Raw genomic sequence first — 22,890 nt, 5'->3', positions numbered from 1 at the left:
CTTCTGCGCCGGAGGGTTCACTTTTCTTAACCGATGAAGCGTAAATCAAATCGTATCTGGTGGATTCTGGGCGGCATTACAGTGCTGCTGATTGTTGGATTGGTAGCGGCCAAACAGACCGGTATCATCGGTAAGCCCAAAGCTGTTGAAGTAGAGTTTGCCAGCGTCAAGCGTATTGATATTATTGAGCGCGTCAGCGCGTCGGGGCGGGTGCAGCCGGAGGTGGAAGTGAAACTCAGCCCGGATGTGTCCGGTGAAATCATTGGGCTGTATGTCAACGAAGGTGATCCGGTTACCAAGGGGCAACTTCTGGTGAAGATCAGGCCGGATAATTACGAATCATTGCTGTCGCGGGCGCAGGCGACCGTCAACGCCAACCGGGCGCAGTACGAGCAGGCGCGGGCCTCTATCGCTCAGGCTGAAGCCCGGCTCATTCGCGCCAAAGCCGACTACGAGCGCAACCGAAAGCTACTGGCCGATAAAGTGATCTCCCAGGCCGATTTTGAACAGATTGAAGCTAACTACAACGTGGCCCGGCAGGATGTAGAAGCCGCCCGCTCCAATGCTAAAGCGGCCCAGTTCAACATCCGCAGCGCCGAAGCCGGTCTGCGCGACGCCAGCGAAAACCTCCGTAAAACGACTATCTATGCCCCCGTTACCGGTACCGTCTCTAAACTGAATGTCGAACTCGGGGAACGCGTGGTTGGTACGTCTCAAATGGCCGGTACCGAAATCATGCGGCTGGCTAACCTCAGTAACATGGAGGTGCGTGTCAACGTGAACGAAAATGACATTGTGCGTGTCAGCATGGGCGATACGGCCGATATTGAGGTTGATTCCTACACGACATCCGGCCGGAAGTTCAAGGGCATTGTGACAGAAATTGCCAATACGGCCATTGGTTTAGCCAGTTCATCGGCTTCGTCGGCCTCATCGCTCTCAACTGATGCCGTGACGGAGTTTGAGGTGAAAGTGCGCATTCTGAATAATTCCTACCAGGACCTGCTTTCCAATCAACAGCGCAAAGGCTACCCCTTTAAACCTGGTATGACAGCCTCAGTCGAAATTATCACCGAGCGTAAATCGGATGTGTTGTCGGTACCCATTGCCGCCGTAACCACGCGGGGTACCGATGACGAAGAAGCCGAAAAGGACAAGCCCAATCAAAATAACAATAACACAGTCGTCGACGAGCAGAAAGCGAAACTGGCTGCCAAAAAAGAGGTGGTGCAGGAGCTGGTGTTTGTCAACAAAGATGGTAAAGCCGAACGCCGGGTAGTCAAAACCGGCATCAGTGACTACGAAAATATTGAGATCACTTCCGGACTGAAGGAAGGCGAGCAGGTCATTTCCGGCCCCTTCCTGGCGGTCTCCAAGCGGTTGAAAGAAGGCGATGCCGTGATCAAACGCGATCCGAAGAAGCAGGCCAAGCCAGAGAAGGACGAGTAATGTAGACCGGAGTACAACTCCGGTCTACTCCGTGGTAAAACCTCCGGCGTTTCTACTTATAGAGGAAAACGCTTTTCTTCTATGAGACGGCTATTTCCTTTACTGCTACTACTGGCAACCAGTATATCCTCGCTAGCTCAGACCCGCTACGAACCTACCTGGCAATCTATTGACAGCCGGCCCGTACCGAAGTGGTTCGAAGACGCCAAGTTTGGCATTTTCATACACTGGGGCCTTTTCTCCGTACCTGCCTGGGGCCCTACCGAGCGTGATGGTGTGGGCATTTATGACCGCTATGCCGAGTGGTACTGGCGGAAACTCACCGACCCCAACGCCAAGACGTATCCGCTTTTTACCAAATTTCATAACTCGGTGTACGGCGAGGATGTTAAATACCAAGATTTTGCCAGTCAGTTTAAAGCCGAGCTGTTCAATCCAACCGAGTGGGCAGATGTATTCCGGCAATCAGGGGCGAAATACGTGGTGCTGACCTCCAAACACCACGAGGGCTTTACGCTCTGGCCCAGCGCTCAGGCCTGGAACTGGAACGTCATGGACGTAGGACCGCACCGCGACCTCGCTGGTGATCTGATTAAAGCCGTAAAGGATAAAGGTCTGCGCATGGGTTACTACTATTCGCTGTATGAGTGGTTCAATCCGCTCTATCAGGCTGATGTGAATGCCTACGTAGACAACCACATGATCCCGCAGATGAAAGACCTGGTGACCCGTTATAAACCCGATATTCTCTGGACCGACGGGGAGTGGGATCACCCCAGCGATGTCTGGAGAAGCACCCAGTTTCTGTCGTGGCTGTATAACGATTCTCCCATCAAAAATGACGTTGTCATCAACGACCGCTGGGGTAAGGAAACCCGTGGCAAGCATGGCGGATTTTTCACGACAGAATATGATCTGGTGCATGAAGGAACGTCGGAGGGTGTGAAATTTGCGCGGCCGTGGGAAGAATGCCGGGGCATTGGTGGCTCGTTTGGCTTTAACCGCAAGGAAAACCTGGCTGACTACTCCACCTCCAAACAACTCATCGATGTGCTGATTGACAAAGTAGCTCGCGGGGGTAACCTGCTGCTGAACATTGGCCCTACCGCCGACGGCCGTATACCCGTAATTATGCAGCAGCGTCTGAAAGACATCGGCGACTGGCTGTCGGTCAACGGAGAGGCTATTTACGAAACCCGCGAGTGGGATAAAGCGCCTGCCATCGGGAAAAGTACCACTACGTATTTTACCCGGAAAGGCAATGACCTGTACCTGCTCTGCACCAAATGGCCCGAGCAGCCGGTGGTAATCAGTGGCGTTCGTAAAGCCGGCAAAGTTACGCTGCTGGGCTACAAAGGCGCTGTCACGACGGCGGCTCGCGGCAACGGCCTCAGCATTACTCCGCCTGCCGTATCGCCCTCTGCAAACCCCAGCCAGTACGCCTGGGTGTTTAAGCTGGAAGGAGCGTTGTAAGGGTCCGGCCAGCATCCTTGCTGGCCTTTTTACTTACGCTACCTGGAAACTATGAACATTTTATTGCGTTGCCGGTTTGGACAGCAGGGAGGCAGTCCGGTACCTTTACGCCATGAAACCTCATGAACCCACACGGCTGACGGTTGTTGGGGGCGGTAGCTGGGCCACTGCTCTGGTTAAGATATTTTCCGAAAACAACGTCAGTATCCGCTGGTGGCTGCGCCAGCAAGCCGATGCCGACCATATCCGCAAATACCACCATAACCCCAGTTACCTGAGCGATGTGCAGATTAATCCACGGAAGGTTCGTGTCTGCACCAGCATCCGCGATGCCTTCCGGAACAGCGATTACATTGTGCTGGCCGTACCGGCTGCGTTTATCGCCGATGCGCTGACCGGTGCCCGATCCAAAGATTTTGAGGGAAAGCACGTGGTTTCTGCCATAAAAGGTATGATTCCGGAGCGGAACCAACTCGTTACCGACTGGGTAGAGGAAGTTTACGGCGTACCCGCCGAGCGGATTTGCGTGATTGCGGGTCCCTGTCATGCCGAAGAGGTAGCGCTGGAAAAACAATCGTACCTGACCATTGCCTCGTCTGGCCCCGACTGCGCCGGTACCGTGGCCCAGCTGCTTACCTGCCGCTTTGTGCAGGCATCACCCCTGGACGATATTTACGGGGTTGAATACAGTGCGGTGATGAAGAACATTGTGGCGCTGGCCTGTGGGATCACCCACGGCTTGGGCTACGGCGATAACTTTCAGGCCGTACTGGTCTCAAACGCTATGCAGGAGATCCGTCGCTTCGTCGATACGATCTACCCCAAACTGCGTGACCTCAGTGCTTCCGCTTACCTGGGCGATCTGCTCGTGACGGCTTATTCGCCCTTTAGCCGCAACCGGACATTTGGCAGCCTGATTGGGAGGGGGTACAGCGTGCAGTCGGCCCAGATGGAGATGAATATGATTGCGGAAGGGTATTATGCCGTAAAGAGCATCCACGAGTTCAACCAGCAGTACCAGGTGCCGATGCCCATTATTGAAGCGGTGTACAATATCCTGTACGAAAAGGTCTCACCCGGCGCTGCGATGAATCGGTTGAAGATGCTGCTGAAGTAGCAACCCGCGTTCCGCGGGTTGCTACAAAAAGCTTCGTATCTTCCCGGCCGTTGCGGCCAGTTCCTCCTGACTCAGCTTCAGCTTATTATTGAAGTTCATATCCGCCATGCTGTTGAGCGGAATCAGATGTACATGCGCGTGCGGTACCTCCAGGCCCACAACGGCTACGCCAATGCGTTTGCAGGGGACGGCCTTCTCAATGGCCGGGGCAATCTGTTTGGCAAACTGCATAAGACCGGTATAGAGGTCATTATCCAGGTCAAAGAGGTAATCAACCTCCTTCTTAGGAATGACAAGAGTGTGACCAACGGCCGTTGGAAAGGCATCCAGAAACGCCAGGTAGTTGTCGGTTTCGGCTATTGTATGCGCCGGAATTTCGCCGTTTACAATGCGGGTGAAGATAGAAGGCATCTTATCGGTCTATTTCAACGATTTCAAACTCCATAACGCCGGCGGGTACGGTGATTTCGGCGGAGTCGCCGACTTTCTTGCCCAGCAGTCCTTTGCCAATGGGCGAACCAACCGAAATTTTACCCTGTTTCAGGTCGGCTTCTTCTTCGGAGACCAGGGTGTAGGTCATTTTGGCCCCGTTTTTTTTATTTTTGATCGTTACCTTCGACAAGACAGATACCTGTGAGGCATCAATAGTCGACTCATCGAGCAGCCGGGCATTAGCCACAATTTCTTCCAGTTTGGCAATCTTCATCTCCAGCAGACCCTGTGCATCTTTGGCGGCATCATATTCGGCGTTTTCACTCAGGTCTCCTTTATCGCGGGCTTCGGCAATCTGGCGGGCAATATCAGCGCGGCCTTTGGTTTTCAGGTCGCTTAATTCTGCTTTCAGTCGGTTAAGCCCTTCTTCGGTGTAATACGAAATCTTTCCCATGTATTTAATTCTATGCTATGTAATCCAACTTATTCGGTAGCCTCTCAACGGGTCAGAGGCTATAAAAAAGAAAAGAACGGTACACTGACCGTTCTGCAACAAAAGTGGTTTTATTTGCAGCCACGTCAGAAACGCCGTCGGAACACAGCCGGTCGGCGAAACGGTCGGTGTATGTAAGCGTTCGTTTTTTGCATATTTACTCCGCTCTCCCTACGGCAGTTAAACCGTTTCAGGCAAATGCCGAGACTTTGGGATCGGGTTTGATCAACTCCGGATGATCCAGTCGGGACGACAAAAATAGCAATACTTACTGGCACGGGCAATACCTGTCGATGCCTCTGAATAAAAACATACTGAACGGAATATGAGCAGGTCTTTACGGATCATTTTTATGGGTACTCCTGATTTTGCCGTCGCCAGCCTCCAGCGGCTGCTGGATGCCGGCTCTCAGGTGGTAGCTGTCGTAACGGCTCCCGACCGGCCTTCGGGGCGGGGGCTGCAGGTGATTGCTTCGCCGGTAAAGAAAGCCGCCGAAGCCGCTGGTCTGCCGGTCCTGCAACCCGAAAAGCTGCGCGACCCGGCATTTCTGGAACAACTCCGCAGCTACCAGGCCGACCTGCAGGTAGTGGTCGCCTTCCGGATGCTGCCCGAAGTAGTCTGGGCCATGCCCACCGTTGGTACGTTTAACCTGCACGCATCGCTGCTGCCGCAGTACCGGGGTGCGGCTCCGATTAACTGGGCGGTTATCAACGGCGAAACCGAAACGGGCGTGACTACTTTCTTTATTGAGAAAGAGATCGATACCGGTCAGATGATCTTCCAGGAAACTGAACCCATCTATCCCGATGATACCGCCGGAACCCTCCACGACCGGCTAATGGAAAAGGGTGCTGATCTGGTGCTGAAAACGGTTCGGGCTATTGAAGCCGGTGACTACCCCCGCATGCCGCAGCCAAGCGCCACGGACCTCAAACCGGCTCCGAAGCTTCACCGGGAGACCTGTGAGGTGAACTGGAACCAGCCGGCCGAAGTGGTGCGTAACTTTGTGCGTGGATTGTCTCCTTACCCTACCGCCTGGACCATTCTGAACGGTAAGTTCTATAAGCTGTATACCGTCAGTCGGGCCGAAAATCGCCTGGGTACATTCTCGCCGGGCACCATAGATACCGACGACAAAACGTATATCAACGTCGCCGTGGCCGATGGCTGGATCTCTATTGACGACCTTCAGGCCGAAGGCAAGCGCCGGATGGGAGTAAAGGAATTTTTAAGGGGGAATCACCTGTAAAACGGATCGGTGCGCCGATGCGATTCCAATCCGTTGCTACCAACGCGCTGTTCCGTTTCCAGCTACCCTGAAAATTAATTCAACGTTTTTTAACGGATTGAAAATCCGTTTTACACTTATGAAAATCAGCCTCATTGCCGCCGTTGCGCAGAACGGCGTTATTGGTCAGAATAAAAGCGATGGCGGGCCGGATATGCCCTGGCACCTGCCCGACGACTTCCGGTTTTTCAAGCAGAAGACCAGTCACCATCCCATTATCATGGGCCGCCGGACGCTGGAAGCCCTGGGCAAGCCCCTGCCCAACCGGACCAACATTGTCATTACCCGCAGCGCCGACTTTCAAGCCGACGGCTGTGTTGTCGTGCATTCCCTGGAAGAGGCACTTGACGAAGCCCGAAAGGTGGAGCAGGAAGAAATCTTTGTTATAGGCGGAGGAGAAATCTATAGCATGGCAATGCCTTTGGCGACTACACTGTACCTGACCGAGATCGAAAAAGCATACGACGGTGAAACCCGCTTTCCGGACTTTGACCGGACCGAATGGGATGAGGTAAGCCGACGGCATCACCCGGCCGACAATCGTCACGAAACGGCATTTGACTTTGTTACGTACGAAAAACGTATACAGCGGTAGGGTTGCTTTATTATTTGTCGTAAATTATACCCTGATTACCAGCCGGGCTTTTACAGGGGCTAATTATCAATAAAAAATTATGAGATTTATTGTATAAGTATTTGTAAAACCATTTACTTTATATTAAAAGCCTGTCCGCTGTCTGCTTATGTTCAGGACAATTATCTACTCCATAATATTCGGTGTCATTTTACTCATAGTTACCTTTCTGTTGGGCGAGGTGGTATTGAGAGTGTACAACTATTTCGCTCATTCGCATGTATTTTACGATGGCTCCTATAACCGGTATCGGGGGAAACCTCACGTAAATCTGTATGGCTTTAAACTGAATGCCGGCGGGTTCAACGATACTGAATTCATCGCTGAACCCGATGCCTATCGCATTGTAGGGCTTGGCGATTCGTTTGCTTTTGGTATTGTGCCCCAGAACCAGACCTATCTGACCAAACTGGAAAGTAAGCTCAGGGACCGCGTTGGTAAAGTTAGCCTGTTCAATATGGGTATCTCCCAAACGAATCCGACAGATTACTATACCATTCTGACCCAGGAAGGCGCTGACCTTAAGCCCGATATGGTGCTGCTGTCGTTTTTTATGGGGAATGATTTTGATGTGCCACGCAAGCCCTGGTACCGGCATTCGTATATGCTGACGGCCCTGAACTATATTGGAAAAGTAGCCTGGAAAGTAAAAGATTTTGCGGGTCATCAGCCTTACTGCGATAGCTGTGATACCTTTGAACGCAACGAATACCTGCGTATTGAAAAGGAGCGCCTGGACTCGTGGCAATACCATATTCCGCAGGATGGTCGGTATCCGGCAGGCAAAGAGGGTTTTTTTGAGAAAACCGTAGAAACGCTGCTGCGTACCCGCGATTACTGCAAACAGCAGGGAGCGGAATTTGTCATTGTTATTATACCCGACGAACTACAGGTAGACGAACGGCTGCAACAGGATGTCGCAGCCGCTTATTTCGCTGATACTGGTAAATTACCCTACGATGTGCTGACCCCTACCCGTATGCTGGCGCAGCGGCTTCGCGAAAACCAGATTCCGTACCTGGACCTGTATGACGCTTTCAGGGCGGCTATACCGGCACAGGAGTTGTATAAACCGTCTGATTCGCACTGGAATATAGCCGGTAATGAGTTTGCGGCCGGGCTATTGGCAGATTCGCTGTCCAAGATAATTCCTAACCGGACAATGCTGGTTGAGCAGCGAGAAACTTCCCTTAGCTCAAACAAATAGCAAAAGCCGGGCCGGTTACTCGCTCCGCAATGAGGTGACCGGGTTTGCCGAGGCTGCTTTAATACTCTCATAGCTTATAGTCAGCAAAGCGATACCGGTAAGCAGCAGGCCTGTCACCACAAAAGACCACCAGGAAATAGCGATCTTGTAAGCAAAATCATCTAGCCACTGGTCCATGGCGTACCAGGCAATCGGCGTAGCAATGAGAATGGCAATCAGCACCAGTTTCAGAAAGTCGCGGCTGAGCAGCGAGACAAGTCCCGGTACCGAGGCACCCAGTACTTTCCTGATCCCAATCTCTTTGGTTCGCTGAACAACTACCTGAGAGATCAGCCCATATAGCCCCAGGCAGCAAATCAGGATGGCAATACCGGTGAAGACGTTGACCAGTCGGTTAACCAGGTTTTCTGTCTCGTAGAACTTCGCTACCTGCTCGTCTAAAAACTGATACTCGAATACTTCATTGGGATAGAGTTGCTGCCACGTCTGGCGGATGCGTTGGAGCGTCTGCGCAGGATTCTGTCCTGAAATGCGAATACCTGCCCGTTCGTACCAGTCGGCACGACTGGCGATGATGCAGGGGCCGATTTCTTCCCGTAGCGATTTCTGGTGAAAGTCTTTGACTACGCCCACAATTGGCAGAGGAACGGGTGAGAGGTAATGCTGTAACCGTTTGCCCAGCACCTGCTGCGGGTTCTGGAAACCAAGTTTATGGAGTAAGTTTTCGTTGATCAGGTATTCGCGGATGGTGTCGCTGGGCATGATGTTGCGGCCGGCCAGCAAGGTCATGTCGTACGTGGGCAGGTAATCGGCATCGGCCAGCCGCTCGCGAATTGGGTAAGGCTCCCAGTCGGCTTTCCCGTCGAACTTAAACGAGCCCCCAAACAACTGGTCACTGGCCGGCGGGCGGTGGTGAAGACTGACCGCCTGAATATCGGAATACTGCGTGAGCTTTTCCTTAAAAGCATCCTGAGCCAGTTTGGTATTTTGCGGCAGAGGCACTACGACAACGTTATCTTTTCGAAATCCTAAATCGGCCTGCTGCATGTAGCGCATCTGGTTTGCTACGATAAATGAACCAAGAATAAGCACCTGGCAGACGGCAAACTGTACCACCACCAGGACGCGTCTGACGGTGAAACCATGCCCCGACGTAGCCACCAGTTTCCCCCGAAGTGCCGCCCAAGGTGAAAAACCCGACAACACTGCGGCTGGATACCCACCCGCCAGCAGGATTACACCGAGAAGGAGAATAGTAATAAAAGCTACAAGTAGTCCGTCGAGCCGGAGGACCAGACTTAATTGAACCCAGTCGTTGAACAGCGGAAGCAGGATGGCCACCAGCAGCAGCGCCAGCGTAGTTGCAGTTACGCTAATCAGCGCCGTTTCGAGCAGGAATTGCAGAATCAGTTGAATCCGTGAACTCCCCAGCGTTTTACGTACACCCACTTCTTTGCTGCGTCGGAGCACCTGCACCGTAGCCAGATTGACGAAGTTGATACAGGCTGCTCCTACCAAAAGCAGGCCCACGACTCCCAGCGCCCAGAGCAGTGACTGTCGGATGGCTGCCCCGCCCCGCTGGACATCGAAGTGAAACTCGCGCATCGGCTGGATGTGAAACCGGAAAATACTGGCCATCTCGCCATAATGCTTCTTCGATAAGGCTGGTAATGCCTGCTGGAGGCTGGCTGCGGTACTTGGGTCTTTTAGCGTAAAATAGAGTCGTTGAGAACTGTTTAGAAATTGCCAATCAGTTAGTTTAAAATCCGGAAACAGCTTGTTCATCGTGGCCAGTGAGATAAACAGGTCCAGATCAGTATCAGTTGTTGAGGGTGGATCCGCCAGAATTCCGGTAACGGTGGCATTGACCTTGTTATTGAGGGTTACCACTTGCCCCATTGGATTGGCATCCCCAAAATACCGCTTCGCCCATGATTCAGTCAAAACGACTGTGTTTGGTTGGCGAAGGGCTGTTTTAGGGTTTCCCTGAAGCCAGGTATAACTCATTATGTCGAACCACTCCGGCTCTACAAGGCCCGTACCTTTATGTTCCCGAAAGCGTAAAGGCTCCGGCTGCTCCGGTCGCTGGACACTCACGGTCAGGTCACGGTTCATCATCAGGAAAGCGGCTTGCTCAACCTGCGGGTACTCCGTACGCAACACCTGAGCCATGGGTGGGGGTGCTTCGGGGTTGTACTCAATAGAGCCGTCTTCGAGGTACAGGTCTGTATCAATTCGAAAAATCCGGTCGAACCTGGCGTGGTGCCGGTCGGTGCTGAGGTGATGGCGCAGGAAGAGAAAGATGAGCAGTCCACCCGCTATACCTACCGACAATCCGACCGTGTTCAGCAGCGTATAGGTGCGTTGCTTCCACAGGTTCCGCCAGGCGATGGTAAGGTAGTTATGCAGCATATTGTCGTACTTTTTGGTTATCTTTAAAAACCGGAAACACTCATGCTATGGAAGCTGTCGCCCAAAATCCTACCGACTTCGAAGACGAAAAAATGTCAAGCATTAATCATGCTGAGTTACAAAGCCATCTGTCTTTTCTCCTACGTGCGTCCTATCGCCAGCAATACAGCATCTATACAGAACTTGATTTTGAATTTGCCTCTGGTAAAACCCGCCCAGACCTGAGCATCCTGCCGAAACGCAAAGCCGATTGGCTGGCCGACGAAATTGTTGTTCAGGATGTTCCTCTGACCACGATTGAAATTCTCTCTCCCGAACAGAGCCTGAACAGCTTAACCGAGCGTATTTACAAAAAACACTTCCCGGCCGGCGTTAAATCAGTTTGGCTGGTAATCCCCACCGTGCAGACTGTCTCCATCCTCCTTCCTGACCGGCGGCAGATGAATTTCGCTGCCGGTGTTGTAAAGGACCCTGTAACCGGCATTGAGCTAAACTTGAGTGACATCTTCGAAGGATAAGCCCTTCATTCACATACAAAAGTCCGTATCCTGATTCGGTGGTCAAGATACGGACTTGGTTTATACACAGGCTGTTAATAATTGTTAAGCCTTGTAAATGGTTATTCAGTGCGCAGGGACTTCACCGGGTCAATCAAGGCGGCTTTGAGCGCCTGGAAGCTGACGGTCAGTAACGTAATCAGTACCGCTCCGGATCCGGCTACGGCAAATACCCACCACGGAATATCGGTGCGGTACGAGTAGTTCTCAAGCCAGTTGCTTAGCAGATAATAAGCGATAGGAGAGGCAATCACCAGCGAAATCAGCACCAGGACCACAAAGTCTTTAGACAGCAACTGCCACAGGTTGGCAACCGATGCGCCCAGTACTTTACGTACACCAATCTCTTTGGTCCGCTGTTCAGCGACGAACGAGGCTAGACCAAACAAGCCAAGGCAACTGATGAATATGGCTAATATGGCAAAGAAACTGGCCAGTTTACTGATGCGTTCCTCCTGACCAAACTTACTGGCGTATTCGTCATCCACAAATTTGTATTCGAAAGGAACCGCCGGATTGTACTTTTTGAAAATAGGACTAATCCTGTCCAGTGACTCACTGGTGCTGAGTTGGGGAGCTAACCGAACCGTTATGGTGTTCGGTGAATCATACCCCAGCAAGAAAAAGGTAGGATACACAGGCTCAAACGGCGACGCCATCACCATGTCTTTAATAACGCCGACTATCTGCCAACTTTTGTTGGCACGGGGCCACCGAACTGTTTTCCCGACCGGGTCTTTAAGACCCATGTACTTCACCGCGGTCTCATTGAGAACAATACCCGTTGAGTCAGTAGCATACTCGCGGGAGAAGTCACGGCCCTGCACAAACTGCCAGCCTACCGTTTTGCCGAAATCATGAGTGACGCCAATGGTGCCGAACATATCTTTGAAGCCGGGGTCCTTTCCCTCCCACTCGAAGTCTCCATTCGCTGAATACACCTGCGTGGGTTCACCTACCGAAGCACCAACCTGGGCAACGGCGCCACTCTGTAGCAAATCATTCCGTAAGACCTCATAATGGTCGCGTAGTTCCGGTGTGATGATTGGCACAGTAATTAACCCCTGCCTGACATAGCCGACCGGCCGGTCTTTGGCATGTTCAATCTGACGATAGACCACAATGGTACCAATGATTAAAGCTACCGATACCGTAAACTGAACGACCACCAGCACCTTACGGGGCAGAGCCGCTAACCGCCCCATCCGGAAAGTACCCTTCAGAACCTTCACGGGTTGAAATGCAGACAGGTAGAGGGCTGGGTAACTCCCCGCCAGGAATCCCGTAAGCAGAACAAAGCTCAGTCCCATCAGCCAGAACACAGGATTCGTCCATAGCATCGACAGTTTCTTATCGGCCACCTCGTTAAAGAAAGGCAGCATCAGCAACACCAATCCTATAGACAGCAGAAAGGCAATACTCACCACCAGCAGCGACTCACTGAAAAACTGACTGATTAGCTGAGACCGTACCGAACCAACGGCTTTGCGAATGCCTACCTCCTTCGCCCGTTTCTCCGACCGGGCGGTGGATAGATTCATGAAATTGATGCAGGCCAGTAGCAAAATGAAAGCGCCGGTGATGCCAAACAGCCAGACAAACTGGATACCTCCTCCGGTATTTACCCCATTTTGGAATTCTGAATAGAGGTGCCATTTGCGCATCGGCTGCAGAAAAAGCTCGGGCTTGTCTTTAGCCTCCTCCGGTTTAAGATGGTTTAGCTTTACATCCTTAATTAGGGCGGAGACTTGCTCAAAATCGGCACGGGGAGCGAGTTGTACAAAAATCTGCCAGGAATTATTATTCCATTGGGGCTCCTCCTGGGCAGCTTTGACCCAGCCCTCGGAGGAAACAAATAAAGCCCAGGGAGCCATAAATGCCACACTTTTAAGGTTGGTGTTGTAAGGCAGGTCTTCGTACACGCCAGTTACCTTTACATCCAGCTTATTATCCATCTTTACGAACTTACCCATCGGGTTATCGGCTCCGAAGAGGGATTTGGCCAGGGATTCCGAAAGAATAATGGAGTTTGGGTCTGTGAGTCCGGCCCGGGTACCTTTCAGCATATTGAGCGAGAGCAGCTCAGTCACTGCGGGTTCCATGTATTTGCCGCTTGTCGTGAGTTTCTGCTCTCGGGCCGCCAGTATGTGTTCACCCGTGTGCGATGCCAGCACCACTCGTTCGAAATACTGCCCATAGGATTTACGCAGTTCATCCCCCACCGGGATAGGAATAGAAGCCCAGGTATCCTTTTCTGTGTTGAATGTCATGTGCTGCATCACCTGCGCAATGCGGTTGTAGTGCTGGTGGTATTTGTTGTACGATAATTCGTCCCAGATCCACAACCCAATCAGCATAGCCACGGCCATACCGGTCGCCAGACCGGCAATGTTGATAAACGAATACGCTTTGTTTTTTACCAGGTTCCGAAAAGCGATTTTTAAATAATTTCGTAGCATATCTGAAAAAAGAGGTTTTCTGTACTGGTTGGGTTTACGTTTAATCATTGACGGGCGCAGGTAAGCCAGCACCTCCCGCCAGTAGGTCCGCCGGGCTTTTTGCTGACCCAATCGCTGAGCCCGTCGGTAATAGCGCTCGTGGATGTCACCCAGCACCTCCTCCCTCAGGTGTGGCGCCACAAACCAGCCTAACAGCGTATCGAGCCACCTGGGTGGAGCCGGTATTTTCGATTGATTAAAGTCCTCAGGGTACATAGTGCAGACTGGCTAACTCCACTTTAGGGTGGTTTGCGGGGTGATTCGCTCCCACAGCCGGTTGCGCACCGACCGTACCTCATTCAGCACGCGTCCGCCCAGGGCGGTGACAGTGAACAGACGTTTACGTCGGCCGCCCCGTTCGGGGGTAGCCTCGCCGAGGTGCGAGGTGAGGTATCCCTTCTGTTCGAGCCGTTGCAGAGCCGCATGCACGGCTCCGGTGCTGACTGTCTGGCCAGTCTCCTGTTCGAGTTCTTCGGCAATCACTACCGAGTAAGCCGTGGGAGAAAGTACGGCCACAGCCAGCAAAACAACTTCTTCAAACTCGCCTAAATCGCTCCGTCGCATGGGCAGCAGGTTAAGAGTTCTTTGTAAAAAGCATTTCTTCTATTTCGGTATGTCAAATAATCTGCCAAAATTCTGTTACTGGCTTTCTGATATAGTTTAGGCAGTTTTAGCGATTTGCAACAAATCTCATTTGTCCAGAAACGGACAGGATTCGGACGATAGTGGACAGCTTATATCAGGTATAATACAATAGAATAAGCTACTGTAGGGGGCGTTCGCAGTCCCATTACGGAACGGGTGTGATGGTCAGATTGGCGAAATCGCCCCCGGAGGCATTGCCGACCCATAGCCCTATCCGGTTACCGGGACGCTTTTGAATAGGCTCTACTTCCAGGGCCGCAGTTGTGCTCTGGTTCACAAAAGCGCGTACGTTGGAGCCCGTAACCTCTATCCGTACATGAAACCAGCCGTTGGGGTCCGGCGCCGGCGCAACGGCTGCTTCATATTTATTAGGAAACTCGGTCCGTAACTTCTGCCAGCTATAGGTAGGATGAGATATGTACTGAACGGCATGAATCCGCCGGACAGGGTCTTCGCTCCGAAAGTTGAACGGACGGAAGTAGACAGCCTCGTACGTTGAGTCATTCTGCCCGTGAAAGGCAATGCCTACAAAGCTCTGCTGCAAGACATCTTTACCGCGTACATCAAATTCAATGCTGCCGTTGGTAAACGTCACATCCGGTAGCCAGAGCAGGCCCTCGCCGGGACGCTGATCTAAGCGAACACCTTTTTGAGGACCCTCGCTTAGGGCAGTCGCCGAACGATTTACTACAACGATTTTGGGATCCTGAGCCAGGGTAGCTAAGTCAGGAGATGTCTTCTTCTGAGCGATGGCCGGTGAAGTTATCAGCAAACCGACTACGCAGCATAGCCGAAGCAGGAAAATATAGGATGGTTTCATAAGCAATTAGGTTTTGTTCGATAGGTTCTTACTTACTTAGGCTGTTTGTCTAGTAGGCTGCGGCAGATTGGCTATGTGGCTTACTCCGAACGAAGTGACTTCACCGGATTCATCAAAGCTGCTTTGATGCTCTGGAAACTGACGGTCAATACCGTAATAAGCAACGCACCTGCTCCGGTTACGGCAAAAATCCACCACGAAATCTCCGTATGATACTCGTACTTCTGGAGCCAGCCCGAGAGCAGATACCAGGCTACCGGCGTCGCTATGCCAAACGCGATAAAGACCAGCACCACAAAATCTTTCGAGAGCATCTGCCATAGGTTAAAAACCGTTGCGCCCAATACCTTGCGAATACCAATCTCCTTGGTGCGTTGCTCGGCTACGAACGACGCCAGCCCGAACAGTCCCAGGCAGGAGATGAATACAGCGAGTATAGCGAAGCCTGAAGCCAGGGTACCAATGCGTTCCTCGGCGGCAAATTTTAGGGCATACTCCTGGTCCGTGAACTTATAGTCGAACGGACTGCCGGGATTGAACCGGTTAAATATCGCTTTGATTTTGGCCAGTGATTCGCTGGCGCTTAGGGTGGGGTTCAGCTTGATGTTGATGACGTTTGCCCAGCCGTAATCGAGCATGAAAACCGTTTGATAGGTTGGTTCAAACGGCGACTTCATCACCATATCCTTAACCACGCCAACTACACGGAAAGGCCTACCCCTCCAGGTAACTATTTTACCAACCGGGTCTTTCAGTCCCATGTATTTAACGGCCGTCTGGTTCAGCACCATACCCGATGAATCGGTTGCAAATGCCCGCGAGAAGTCGCGTCCTTCCACAAACTGCCAGCCTACTGTTTTGCCAAAGTCATGCGTGACGGCAATGGTTCCAAAGCTGTCTTTGAAATTAGGGTCTTTGCCCTCCCAGTCGAATCCGCCATTATTTGAGTTGAGATTTGTGGCCGGTGCCGATGAGGTAGACATTTCCACCACCGCTCCGGTTTGCAGTAACTCGCCCCGCAGGACATTATACTGCTGATACAACTCGGGCGTGTTCATCGCGACCGTAATCAGTCCATTACGGTCGTAGCCGATGGGCCGGTTTTTGGCGTGCTGAATTTGGCGGAACACGATGAGGGTCCCGATAATGAGCGTTACCGATACCGCAAACTGAACGACGACTAATACCTGCCGGGGCAGCGAAGCCAGCCGCCCCACCCGGAAGGTTCCCTTTAGCACCTTCACCGCCTGAAAAGAAGACAAATACAAGGCCGGATAACTACCGGCGATTAAACCGGTAAGCAGACTAAAGACCAGACCGGACAGCCAGAAAACAGGGTTAGTCCATAAAATGTCCAGCTGTTTGTCGGCGACCTCATTAAAGAAAGGTAGCGCGATAGCAACCAGCAGCAGGGATATAATGAACGCCAACCCGGCCACCAGTATCGACTCGCTGAAGAACTGGCCAATTAACTGGCTCCGCACCGAGCCAACCGATTTGCGGATACCGACCTCTTTAGCCCGCTTTTCGCTCCGGGCCGTACTCAGATTCATAAAATTGATGCAGGCCAGCAATAGCACAAATACGCCGATGATCCCAAACAGCCAAACATACTGAATCCGGCCGTCTACATTCCCGGCCTTATCCCAGCCTGTGTACAAATGCCAGCGGCTCATGGGCTGCAAGTAAAATTCCGGCTTCATATAGGCCGTTTCGGGTACATGCTTCACCCGTAAATCTTTGATTTTGGCCGATACTGCATCAAAGTCAGCATTTGGGGCAAGCTGAGCCAGAATTTGCCAGGAGTTATTGTTCCATTCGGCATTGTCCTGAGCCCGCTTTACCCACTCTTCCGAGGAGACATACAACGCCCATGGTGCCATAAACTTCATATCCCGAAACTCCGTATTAACCGGAAAGTCCTCGTAAACGCCCGTTACTTTAACGTTCAGCTTATTATCGAGCTTAACGATTTTGCCCACCGGGTCGGTAGTGCCGAACAAAGCCTGAGCAACCGATTGAGATAACAAAATGGATGCCGGGTCATGTAAGCCGGCCCGTGTACCGCTGAGCATCTTCAGCGTCAGCATCTCAGGGGCTTCCGGGCTCAGGTAATTACCGGTTTTGGTAAATTTTTCATTGCCATACGCCAGAATATGCTCTCCGGTCCAGGATGACATAACCACGTGTTTAAAATCACCGGCGTATGCCGTACGGAGTTCATTACCTAACGGCAGTGGCATGTACCCTCCGTTAAATACGATACCCTCAGCTGTACCGCGCTGCATGACCTTCGCGATACGGTTGTAGTTCTGGAAATAGCGGTTGTACGTCAGTTCATCGTACATCCACAAGCCAATCAGCATGGCTACGGCCATACCAACGGCCAGCCCGCCAATATTGATAAACGAATACGCCTTGTGCTTAATGAGACCCCGCCAGGCGATTTTAAGATAGTTTTGTAACATGTCAGTATGGTTTGGATGTGGATATTCCCGGTACGCCGGACCGTTTGGTTGTCGCTTTATGATGAAAGGCCGCATCAGGCTGAATACATCCCGCACGTAGCGCCATTGGGCCTGGCGCAATCCGACTAATTCAACACGCTGGCAGAATAGCTCGTGGAGGTCGCCTTCCATTTCTTCGACCAGATGCGGAGCGCAGAACCAATGCAGCAGGCGTGTAGCCCAGCGCGGAGCAGTCGGGTACTGCGGACGGTTTGGAGTTGAAGGCGTGTTCATGACCAGGCAGCTTTTGGAATGGCATCCCACATCTGATTGCGCAATACCCGTATCTCTTCCAGGGCTCGCCGACCGGCCCCGGTTACCGAGTACAGTCGTTTCCGGCGACCGCCCCGTTCCTGGGTAACGCCCCCCATCTGGGACGTAACCAGCCCTTTTTCCTGTAGGCGGTTCAGGGCGGAATGCACGGCACCGAGATTAACGGCGCGGCCCATCTGCTGCTCAATCTCGCTGACGATGGCTGCCCCATAAGCATCCCCCGCCCGAATGGCTACGGCGAGCAAGACCACTTCCTCAAACTCGCCCAGGTACGTTCCTTTCATGGTAAGCGATTAGTTGTGTAAATGTATAACAAATCCTTTGCCAGAGTTGAGCACAGGTCAAATCAGCGTGCGTGAGGCTTTTACCAAAATATATTATTGATTTCTTGTCCAGAAACGGACAACGTACCGTACACTGGTGGACAGCATTGGTGCTCTATATCGACCGGCATCACTACGTGTCGGTTGCAACCAATTTCATGCCGTTAGTTGTTGTCATATTCAGATTGTTGGCAATCCCAACTCTTTCAAAAATCCGTTGTGCTTGTCGGTATTAGCTATAATGCTTTCATTGATTAAAGTCAATCTTGCATGTACTGCTGTTAAGTCAATTTGTACTTCGTCAAACGACGTGCTTACATATCTAGAAATGTTTAGGTTGTAGGCGTTGCTTTTAATTTCGTCCAACGAAACCCGGCGTGCATAACGTTCAATGTGCTCAGGACGATTTTTATACGTATTGATGATGCGACTTATATGATTTTCTCGTAAGCTGTTCTGCCTCTTTCCCTTCTCGAAATTCTCATCCGAACTGGCATTGATGAACAAGACATCATCCTGTTTTTTACATTTTTTCAAAACCAGAATACAAACCGGAATGCCCGTTGAGTAAAAGAGGTTGGAAGGTAATCCAATAACTGTATCGATGTTATTGTCTTTTATTAGTTTAGTACGTATTCGCTCCTCGGCACCGCCCCTGAATAAAACGCCGTGTGGTAAGATAATTGCCATGGTACCCTCTTGTCCCAGAAAATGGAACCCGTGTAGTAAAAAGGCAAAATCGGCGGCTGATTTGGGGGCTAACCCGTAACTCTTGAACCGAAAATCCTCGGCCAGGGTGTCGTTTGGTTCCCAGCGCAGGCTAAACGGTGGATTGGCGACAATGGCATCGAACTCGATCTTTTTGGCCGGATTCATTTCATTCAGCAAATCCCACTGGTTTTCTAACGTGTCTCCGTGGAAGATCTCAAACTCGGTGTCTTTCATACCGTGCAAAAGCATATTCATCCGGGCCAGGTTATAGGTGGTAATGTTTTTTTCCTGCCCATACAGTTTGCCGATACTACCGCCATTAGCCCTGATCTGCTTTCTGACATTCAGCAGTAGTGAACCTGAGCCACAGGCAAAATCGAGCACCTTGTCGAACTTCTTCTTTTTACCTAGGGTAGGGTCCTGACTGTCTAAAACGACGATTTCGGACAGTATGGTAGAGATTTGCTGGGGTGTATAAAACTCACCAGCCTTTTTGCCAGAACCGGCAGCAAACTCACCGATTAGGTATTCATACGCATCGCCGAGGGTATCTGAATCAGGCGAAAAGTCGGCTATGCCCTCTGCAATCTTCTGAATAATGGTGCAGAGTTTTTTATTCCGTTCGGCTGACGTTTTGCCGAGTTTTTCAGAGTTCAGATTGATTTCAGAGAACAACCCCTGAAAGGCCCGTTCGAATGACTCGTTTTCGATGTAGCGAAAACCGGCTTCAAGCGTTACCAGCAACTCCGTGCTTTGTGTGCGGGCCAACTCGGTTATGCTACTCCATAGGTGTTCGGGCTTTATCACATAATGCACTTTTCTGCGCATTTGCTTTTCAAACTCCGGCACATCAACTGCATTGGTTGCATACCAAACCGATAAAGGTGTACGGGTATCCTTCTCATCCAACTTTGGATAGTCTGCTCCTAATTCCTTTTTCGCCGACTCTTCATAGTTGTATGACAAATAACGCAGGAAGAGAAACGAAAGCATATAATCACGGAAATCATCCGCATTCATTGCCCCGCGCAGGTTATCGGCTATATCCCAAAGGGTTTTACCCAGCCTTTGTTGTTCTTTATTTGACATTTCTTGTTTTGCTAATCGGATGATATACGGAATGGGCGTTACCCATCCCTATGGCATTACGGAATGGGCGTTACCCATCCCTATGGCATTACGCCCTTTCAGGGCTGAATGTGTAGCCCTGAAAGGGCTATATCTCTTAACACAGGGCAACAGCCCTGTGCTCCCTGTGCTGATGTGATGGTCATCAAAACCTGTAACTAAGCCCTGAAAGGGCGAACTATAGAACTCCCCAAGTCATATCAATCCCAAACATATCGTTCATCGTAATCTACAGCGTACTTCTTCAGAAAAGCCCGATATTCATCTTGAAAGCTCTTCTTGCTGTGGTGCTCGTGCTGATTGGCGATATAAGCGATCACCGTATCCACTTGAGAGGGATTGACCGAAAAAGCACCATAGCCATCTTGCCAATAAAAAGTATGGTAATCGTCTCCTTTGGTTTTTATCCATTTGGACGAATGTGACTTTACTTCTTCTACCAGCTTCATCAAGGCTATTTTCTTGGAGAGTTTACAAAGGATGTGTATGTGGTCGATATAGCCCCCCACTTTGATAGCCTGACATTCTAGCTTGTTGCAAATGCCTCCCAGGTAGCTATGTAATTCTTGTTCTACCGGCGGATGGATGAATGGCTGCCTGTGTTTGGTGCTGAATACTAAGTGGATATAATTTTGCACTAATGACTGTCCCATAATTTAGATAGGATGCTCTGGTTATTACGCCCTTTCAGGGCTTTATGGGTGGGGTAGCTACACACATCCGTTTGGTTAATCGTTAATGGGCTACTCCCATTTCTAAGATACATCGCCCTTTCAGGGCTGATATAATTAGTTGGTGCTTCATTTTCTACCCAATTTCTTTTGGAAACAACCCCTGCATCAATCCTTTTTTATGCAACTTCAATTGCTCTATCTTCTCTGCTTGTGCTGTAATCACTTCATCTAAGGAAGAAAGGCAAGAAGCAATTTTTTGCTGTTCTTTTATTGTTGGAGGTAGAAATATCGGCAAAGATGAATATTCGGTCCCATTGATTCCAGGCTGTCCACTTCTTGCAGAAATGAAACTTACCCATCTCCAATACTTTGTTGTTGAAAGAAATTGAAATAATAATTCTGAGTCAAGCTTATTGGGATTGGGTCTTATCCTAATCAGGAAACCAGCAAAAACAAGTTTTCCATCCTTATTTCTGTACTTATAGGATTTGCCAACGCTTGCTCCTGTTCGTGCTAAAACTATATCGCCATCTGATAAATAATTATTTTCACTTACTGCTCTGTCAACCGAGACTTTATCACTTGATAGAAAATGCCCATCTTCAGAAATATCTGTTATTCTTAGGTAGGTAGGAAGCTTTTCTGAGTATGCTACAGCTGGTGCGTTAAGGCCGTATTCAGGACTGTTCATTAAGCACTCTCCCAATACTTTCTTTTCCCATTCCCCCTCATTCACAAACTCCGGGAAACGATACTTCGGAACGGTTTCGCCTTCTTGCGGGAAAAGGTTTTGCATCAGGGCTTTTTTGTGCTCTTTTAAGGCTTCCAACTTCTGACTGTGGGCTGTAATTACTTCATCTAGGGAAGAAAGGCAGGAAGCGATTTTTTGTTGTTCTAATGTTGTTGGCGGAATCGGTATTGTGAAAGAACGAATCTGTTCGAAGTTTAGTCCCTGTCGATTACCACCAGCTTGAAAACTATTGATTTGTTTTTGTCCTAAATCTGAAATCAGAAATTGATTAGCAAAAAACGGATTTAGAATATCTTTTGGGGTTCTAATTATACAAACATGCTGATTTACATTTCCGCCAGAAACCAGTTCGTTTGCTACCGCACTTCTTCCAATTGATGCTCCTGTGATATTTAGCAATACATCTTCTAACTCAATTTCTGTACTGATAGAATTTTGATGGGTTACCTCATCAATAAATGCGATGTTGTCTAAGAGAAAAACTCCCCAACCTACATTTTGGCTCCTAACAAACGGCCGACCTGTTTTTTTATAATTTGATTCTCCTCCTAATGGGGTAACTCCGCTACCAACTTTAATAGTCATATTCCCCAATTTATTTTCTTCCCATTCCCCCTCATTCACAAACTCAGGAAAACGCAATTGGGGTATCAATTTATTTTTCTCGTTACTCATTCGGAGCTTTTAGTTTGTTGTTCATTCGCATGTAGCTCATTGAGCACCAGGGTTTGCAACTCGTCTTTGGGAAGCAAAAGCTGGTAGTCAGCTACGCCAATAGGTTTATTGATGTCTTGCAGGGCAATTTCAACGTCAAGATGGTCTTTATCGGCGCAGAGAATGATACCGATGGACGGGTTTTCGTCTACACTCTTTTCCAGGCGGTCAAGCAGGGAGAGATACAAATTCATTTTCCCTACATATTCGGCTTTAAAGCTGCCAATTTTTAATTCGATGGCCACCAGTGAGCGAAGGCCCCGGTGAAAGAAAAGCATATCGACAAAATATTCCTTGCCATTGTATTCCAGCCGGTATTGGTTGCCAATGAAACTAAACCCTTTCCCCAACTCCAGTATAAAGGCTCTGATTTTGGTGATGAGTCTGTTTTCCAGTTCCAACTCTTTGAGGGGTTCGGTAATGCCTAGAAAGCCCAGATTATAGCTGCTTTTGAACACCTCATTGGCATAATCGGCATGGGCCGCCGGCAGCGTCTGGTCAAAATTGTGGGTTTTCAGTGGTTTTCCGGCCAGGCTGTAGCTATCCATTTTGATGGCATTGAGCAGCAAGTCTCTGGACCAACCTTTCGTCAAGGTTTCGTTGGCGTAAAATTCGACTGCATCCAGTGATTGTATCTTATTGAGCAGCAGTAAGTTATGGCCCCAGGGTAATACTGCGACTCAGTGCTGGACATTGAGGGGGTAGAATAGGAAAAAGCGAGGGCAAATGCTTGTTTTGTAGCGTGACCAACTTAACAAGATTTCACTCCTCGCTTTTGGACAAA

At 50.2% G+C, this 22,890-nt stretch carries 19 protein-coding genes and 1 pseudogene; 7 read left to right on the top strand and 13 right to left on the bottom strand.

Translation table 11 applies throughout. From position 1 onward, the window contains the following. Positions 1–33 precede the first annotated feature (33 nt). The 3 genes from ABD949_RS01260 to ABD949_RS01250 all read left to right on the top strand — a co-directional run bounded on the left by ABD949_RS01260 (position 34) and on the right by ABD949_RS01250 (position 4,039). Positions 34–1,449 carry an efflux RND transporter periplasmic adaptor subunit gene (locus ABD949_RS01260; protein WP_345239821.1) on the top strand — a complete coding sequence of 472 codons (1,416 nt, stop codon included), beginning with the start codon at positions 34–36 and terminating at the stop codon, positions 1,447–1,449. A gap of 81 nt (positions 1,450–1,530) precedes the next feature. Then, the gene (locus ABD949_RS01255) at positions 1,531–2,922 is read left to right on the top strand and encodes an alpha-L-fucosidase (RefSeq protein ID WP_345239820.1); all 1,392 of its coding nucleotides are present in this window, start codon (positions 1,531–1,533) and stop codon (positions 2,920–2,922) included. Between the two features lie 112 nt (positions 2,923–3,034). Then, positions 3,035–4,039 carry an NAD(P)H-dependent glycerol-3-phosphate dehydrogenase gene (locus ABD949_RS01250; RefSeq protein WP_345239818.1) on the top strand — a complete coding sequence of 335 codons (1,005 nt, stop codon included), beginning with the start codon at positions 3,035–3,037 and terminating at the stop codon, positions 4,037–4,039. Between the two features lie 21 nt (positions 4,040–4,060). On the opposite strand, the gene ABD949_RS01245 is transcribed toward ABD949_RS01250, so the two are convergent. Then, entirely contained in the window at positions 4,061–4,450 is a 390-nt protein-coding gene (locus ABD949_RS01245) for an HIT family protein (RefSeq protein ID WP_345239816.1), read from the bottom strand. A 1-nt stretch (position 4,451) separates the two neighbouring features. Beyond that, positions 4,452–4,925, bottom strand: a complete 474-nt coding sequence (gene greA / locus ABD949_RS01240) for a transcription elongation factor GreA (protein WP_345239814.1) — start codon at positions 4,923–4,925, stop codon at positions 4,452–4,454. A 364-nt stretch (positions 4,926–5,289) separates the two neighbouring features. On the opposite strand from greA, the gene fmt reads away from it, so the two are divergent. The 3 genes from fmt (at position 5,290) to ABD949_RS01225 (ending at position 8,093) form a co-directional block, all read left to right on the top strand. After that, complete coding sequence (gene fmt, locus ABD949_RS01235; protein WP_345239812.1) at positions 5,290–6,213, top strand: methionyl-tRNA formyltransferase; 924 nt, start codon at positions 5,290–5,292, stop codon at positions 6,211–6,213. Positions 6,214–6,331: 118 nt separating this feature from the next. Further along, on the top strand, positions 6,332–6,847 hold the full coding sequence (locus tag ABD949_RS01230) for a dihydrofolate reductase (protein WP_345239810.1): 516 nt from the start codon (positions 6,332–6,334) through the stop codon (positions 6,845–6,847). A gap of 148 nt (positions 6,848–6,995) precedes the next feature. Continuing rightward, entirely contained in the window at positions 6,996–8,093 is a 1,098-nt protein-coding gene (locus ABD949_RS01225; RefSeq protein WP_345239809.1) for an alginate O-acetyltransferase AlgX-related protein, read from the top strand. Between the two features lie 15 nt (positions 8,094–8,108). Here ABD949_RS01225 and ABD949_RS01220 read toward each other — a convergent pair whose 3' ends face one another. After that, positions 8,109–10,505, bottom strand: a complete 2,397-nt coding sequence (locus ABD949_RS01220; protein WP_345239808.1) for an ABC transporter permease — start codon at positions 10,503–10,505, stop codon at positions 8,109–8,111. A gap of 47 nt (positions 10,506–10,552) precedes the next feature. On the opposite strand from ABD949_RS01220, the gene ABD949_RS01215 reads away from it, so the two are divergent. After that, entirely contained in the window at positions 10,553–11,023 is a 471-nt protein-coding gene (locus ABD949_RS01215; RefSeq protein WP_345239806.1) for a Uma2 family endonuclease, read from the top strand. 101 nt (positions 11,024–11,124) lie between these two features. On the opposite strand, the gene ABD949_RS01210 is transcribed toward ABD949_RS01215, so the two are convergent. The 10 genes and pseudogenes from ABD949_RS01210 to ABD949_RS01165 form a co-directional block, all read right to left on the bottom strand. Then, positions 11,125–13,776, bottom strand: a complete 2,652-nt coding sequence (locus ABD949_RS01210; protein WP_345239804.1) for an ABC transporter permease — start codon at positions 13,774–13,776, stop codon at positions 11,125–11,127. Between the two features lie 12 nt (positions 13,777–13,788). Then, positions 13,789–14,124 (bottom strand): PadR family transcriptional regulator, encoded by a 336-nt coding sequence (locus ABD949_RS01205; RefSeq protein WP_345239803.1) that lies wholly within the window; start codon positions 14,122–14,124, stop codon positions 13,789–13,791. Positions 14,125–14,350: 226 nt separating this feature from the next. Next, a complete protein-coding gene (locus ABD949_RS01200) occupies positions 14,351–15,025 on the bottom strand; it encodes a 3-keto-alpha-glucoside-1,2-lyase-like domain-containing protein (RefSeq protein ID WP_345239802.1) in 675 nt (224 codons plus the stop codon). Between the two features lie 80 nt (positions 15,026–15,105). Continuing rightward, the gene (locus ABD949_RS01195) at positions 15,106–17,766 is read right to left on the bottom strand and encodes an ABC transporter permease (RefSeq protein WP_345239801.1); all 2,661 of its coding nucleotides are present in this window, start codon (positions 17,764–17,766) and stop codon (positions 15,106–15,108) included. Next, positions 17,763–18,089: a PadR family transcriptional regulator gene (locus ABD949_RS01190; protein WP_345239799.1), complete on the bottom strand. Its 327-nt coding sequence runs from the start codon at positions 18,087–18,089 to the stop codon at positions 17,763–17,765. The genes ABD949_RS01195 and ABD949_RS01190 overlap by 4 nt, the downstream gene beginning before the upstream one ends. A gap of 219 nt (positions 18,090–18,308) precedes the next feature. After that, positions 18,309–19,928 (bottom strand): type I restriction-modification system subunit M, encoded by a 1,620-nt coding sequence (locus tag ABD949_RS01185; protein WP_345239798.1) that lies wholly within the window; start codon positions 19,926–19,928, stop codon positions 18,309–18,311. A 239-nt stretch (positions 19,929–20,167) separates the two neighbouring features. Continuing rightward, complete coding sequence (gene tnpA, locus ABD949_RS01180) at positions 20,168–20,620, bottom strand: IS200/IS605 family transposase (protein ID WP_345239796.1); 453 nt, start codon at positions 20,618–20,620, stop codon at positions 20,168–20,170. Positions 20,621–20,774: 154 nt separating this feature from the next. After that, a complete protein-coding gene (locus tag ABD949_RS01175; RefSeq protein WP_345239794.1) occupies positions 20,775–22,067 on the bottom strand; it encodes a restriction endonuclease subunit S in 1,293 nt (430 codons plus the stop codon). Continuing rightward, a complete protein-coding gene (locus ABD949_RS01170; protein ID WP_345240045.1) occupies positions 22,064–22,654 on the bottom strand; it encodes a PDDEXK nuclease domain-containing protein in 591 nt (196 codons plus the stop codon). Before ABD949_RS01170 ends, ABD949_RS01175 begins: the two co-directional genes overlap by 4 nt. Continuing rightward, a pseudogene (locus ABD949_RS01165) lies at positions 22,655–22,771 on the bottom strand (DUF1016 domain-containing protein); the annotation flags it as partial. It lies immediately after the preceding gene. Positions 22,772–22,890 lie beyond the last annotated feature (119 nt).

Origin of the sequence: Nibrella saemangeumensis (assembly GCF_039541915.1) — a bacterium.
Taxonomy (GTDB): domain Bacteria; phylum Bacteroidota; class Bacteroidia; order Cytophagales; family Spirosomataceae; genus Nibrella; species Nibrella saemangeumensis.
The sequence above is the reverse complement of the archived record's forward strand: the minus strand, read 5'-3'. Positions and strand labels throughout refer to the sequence as shown.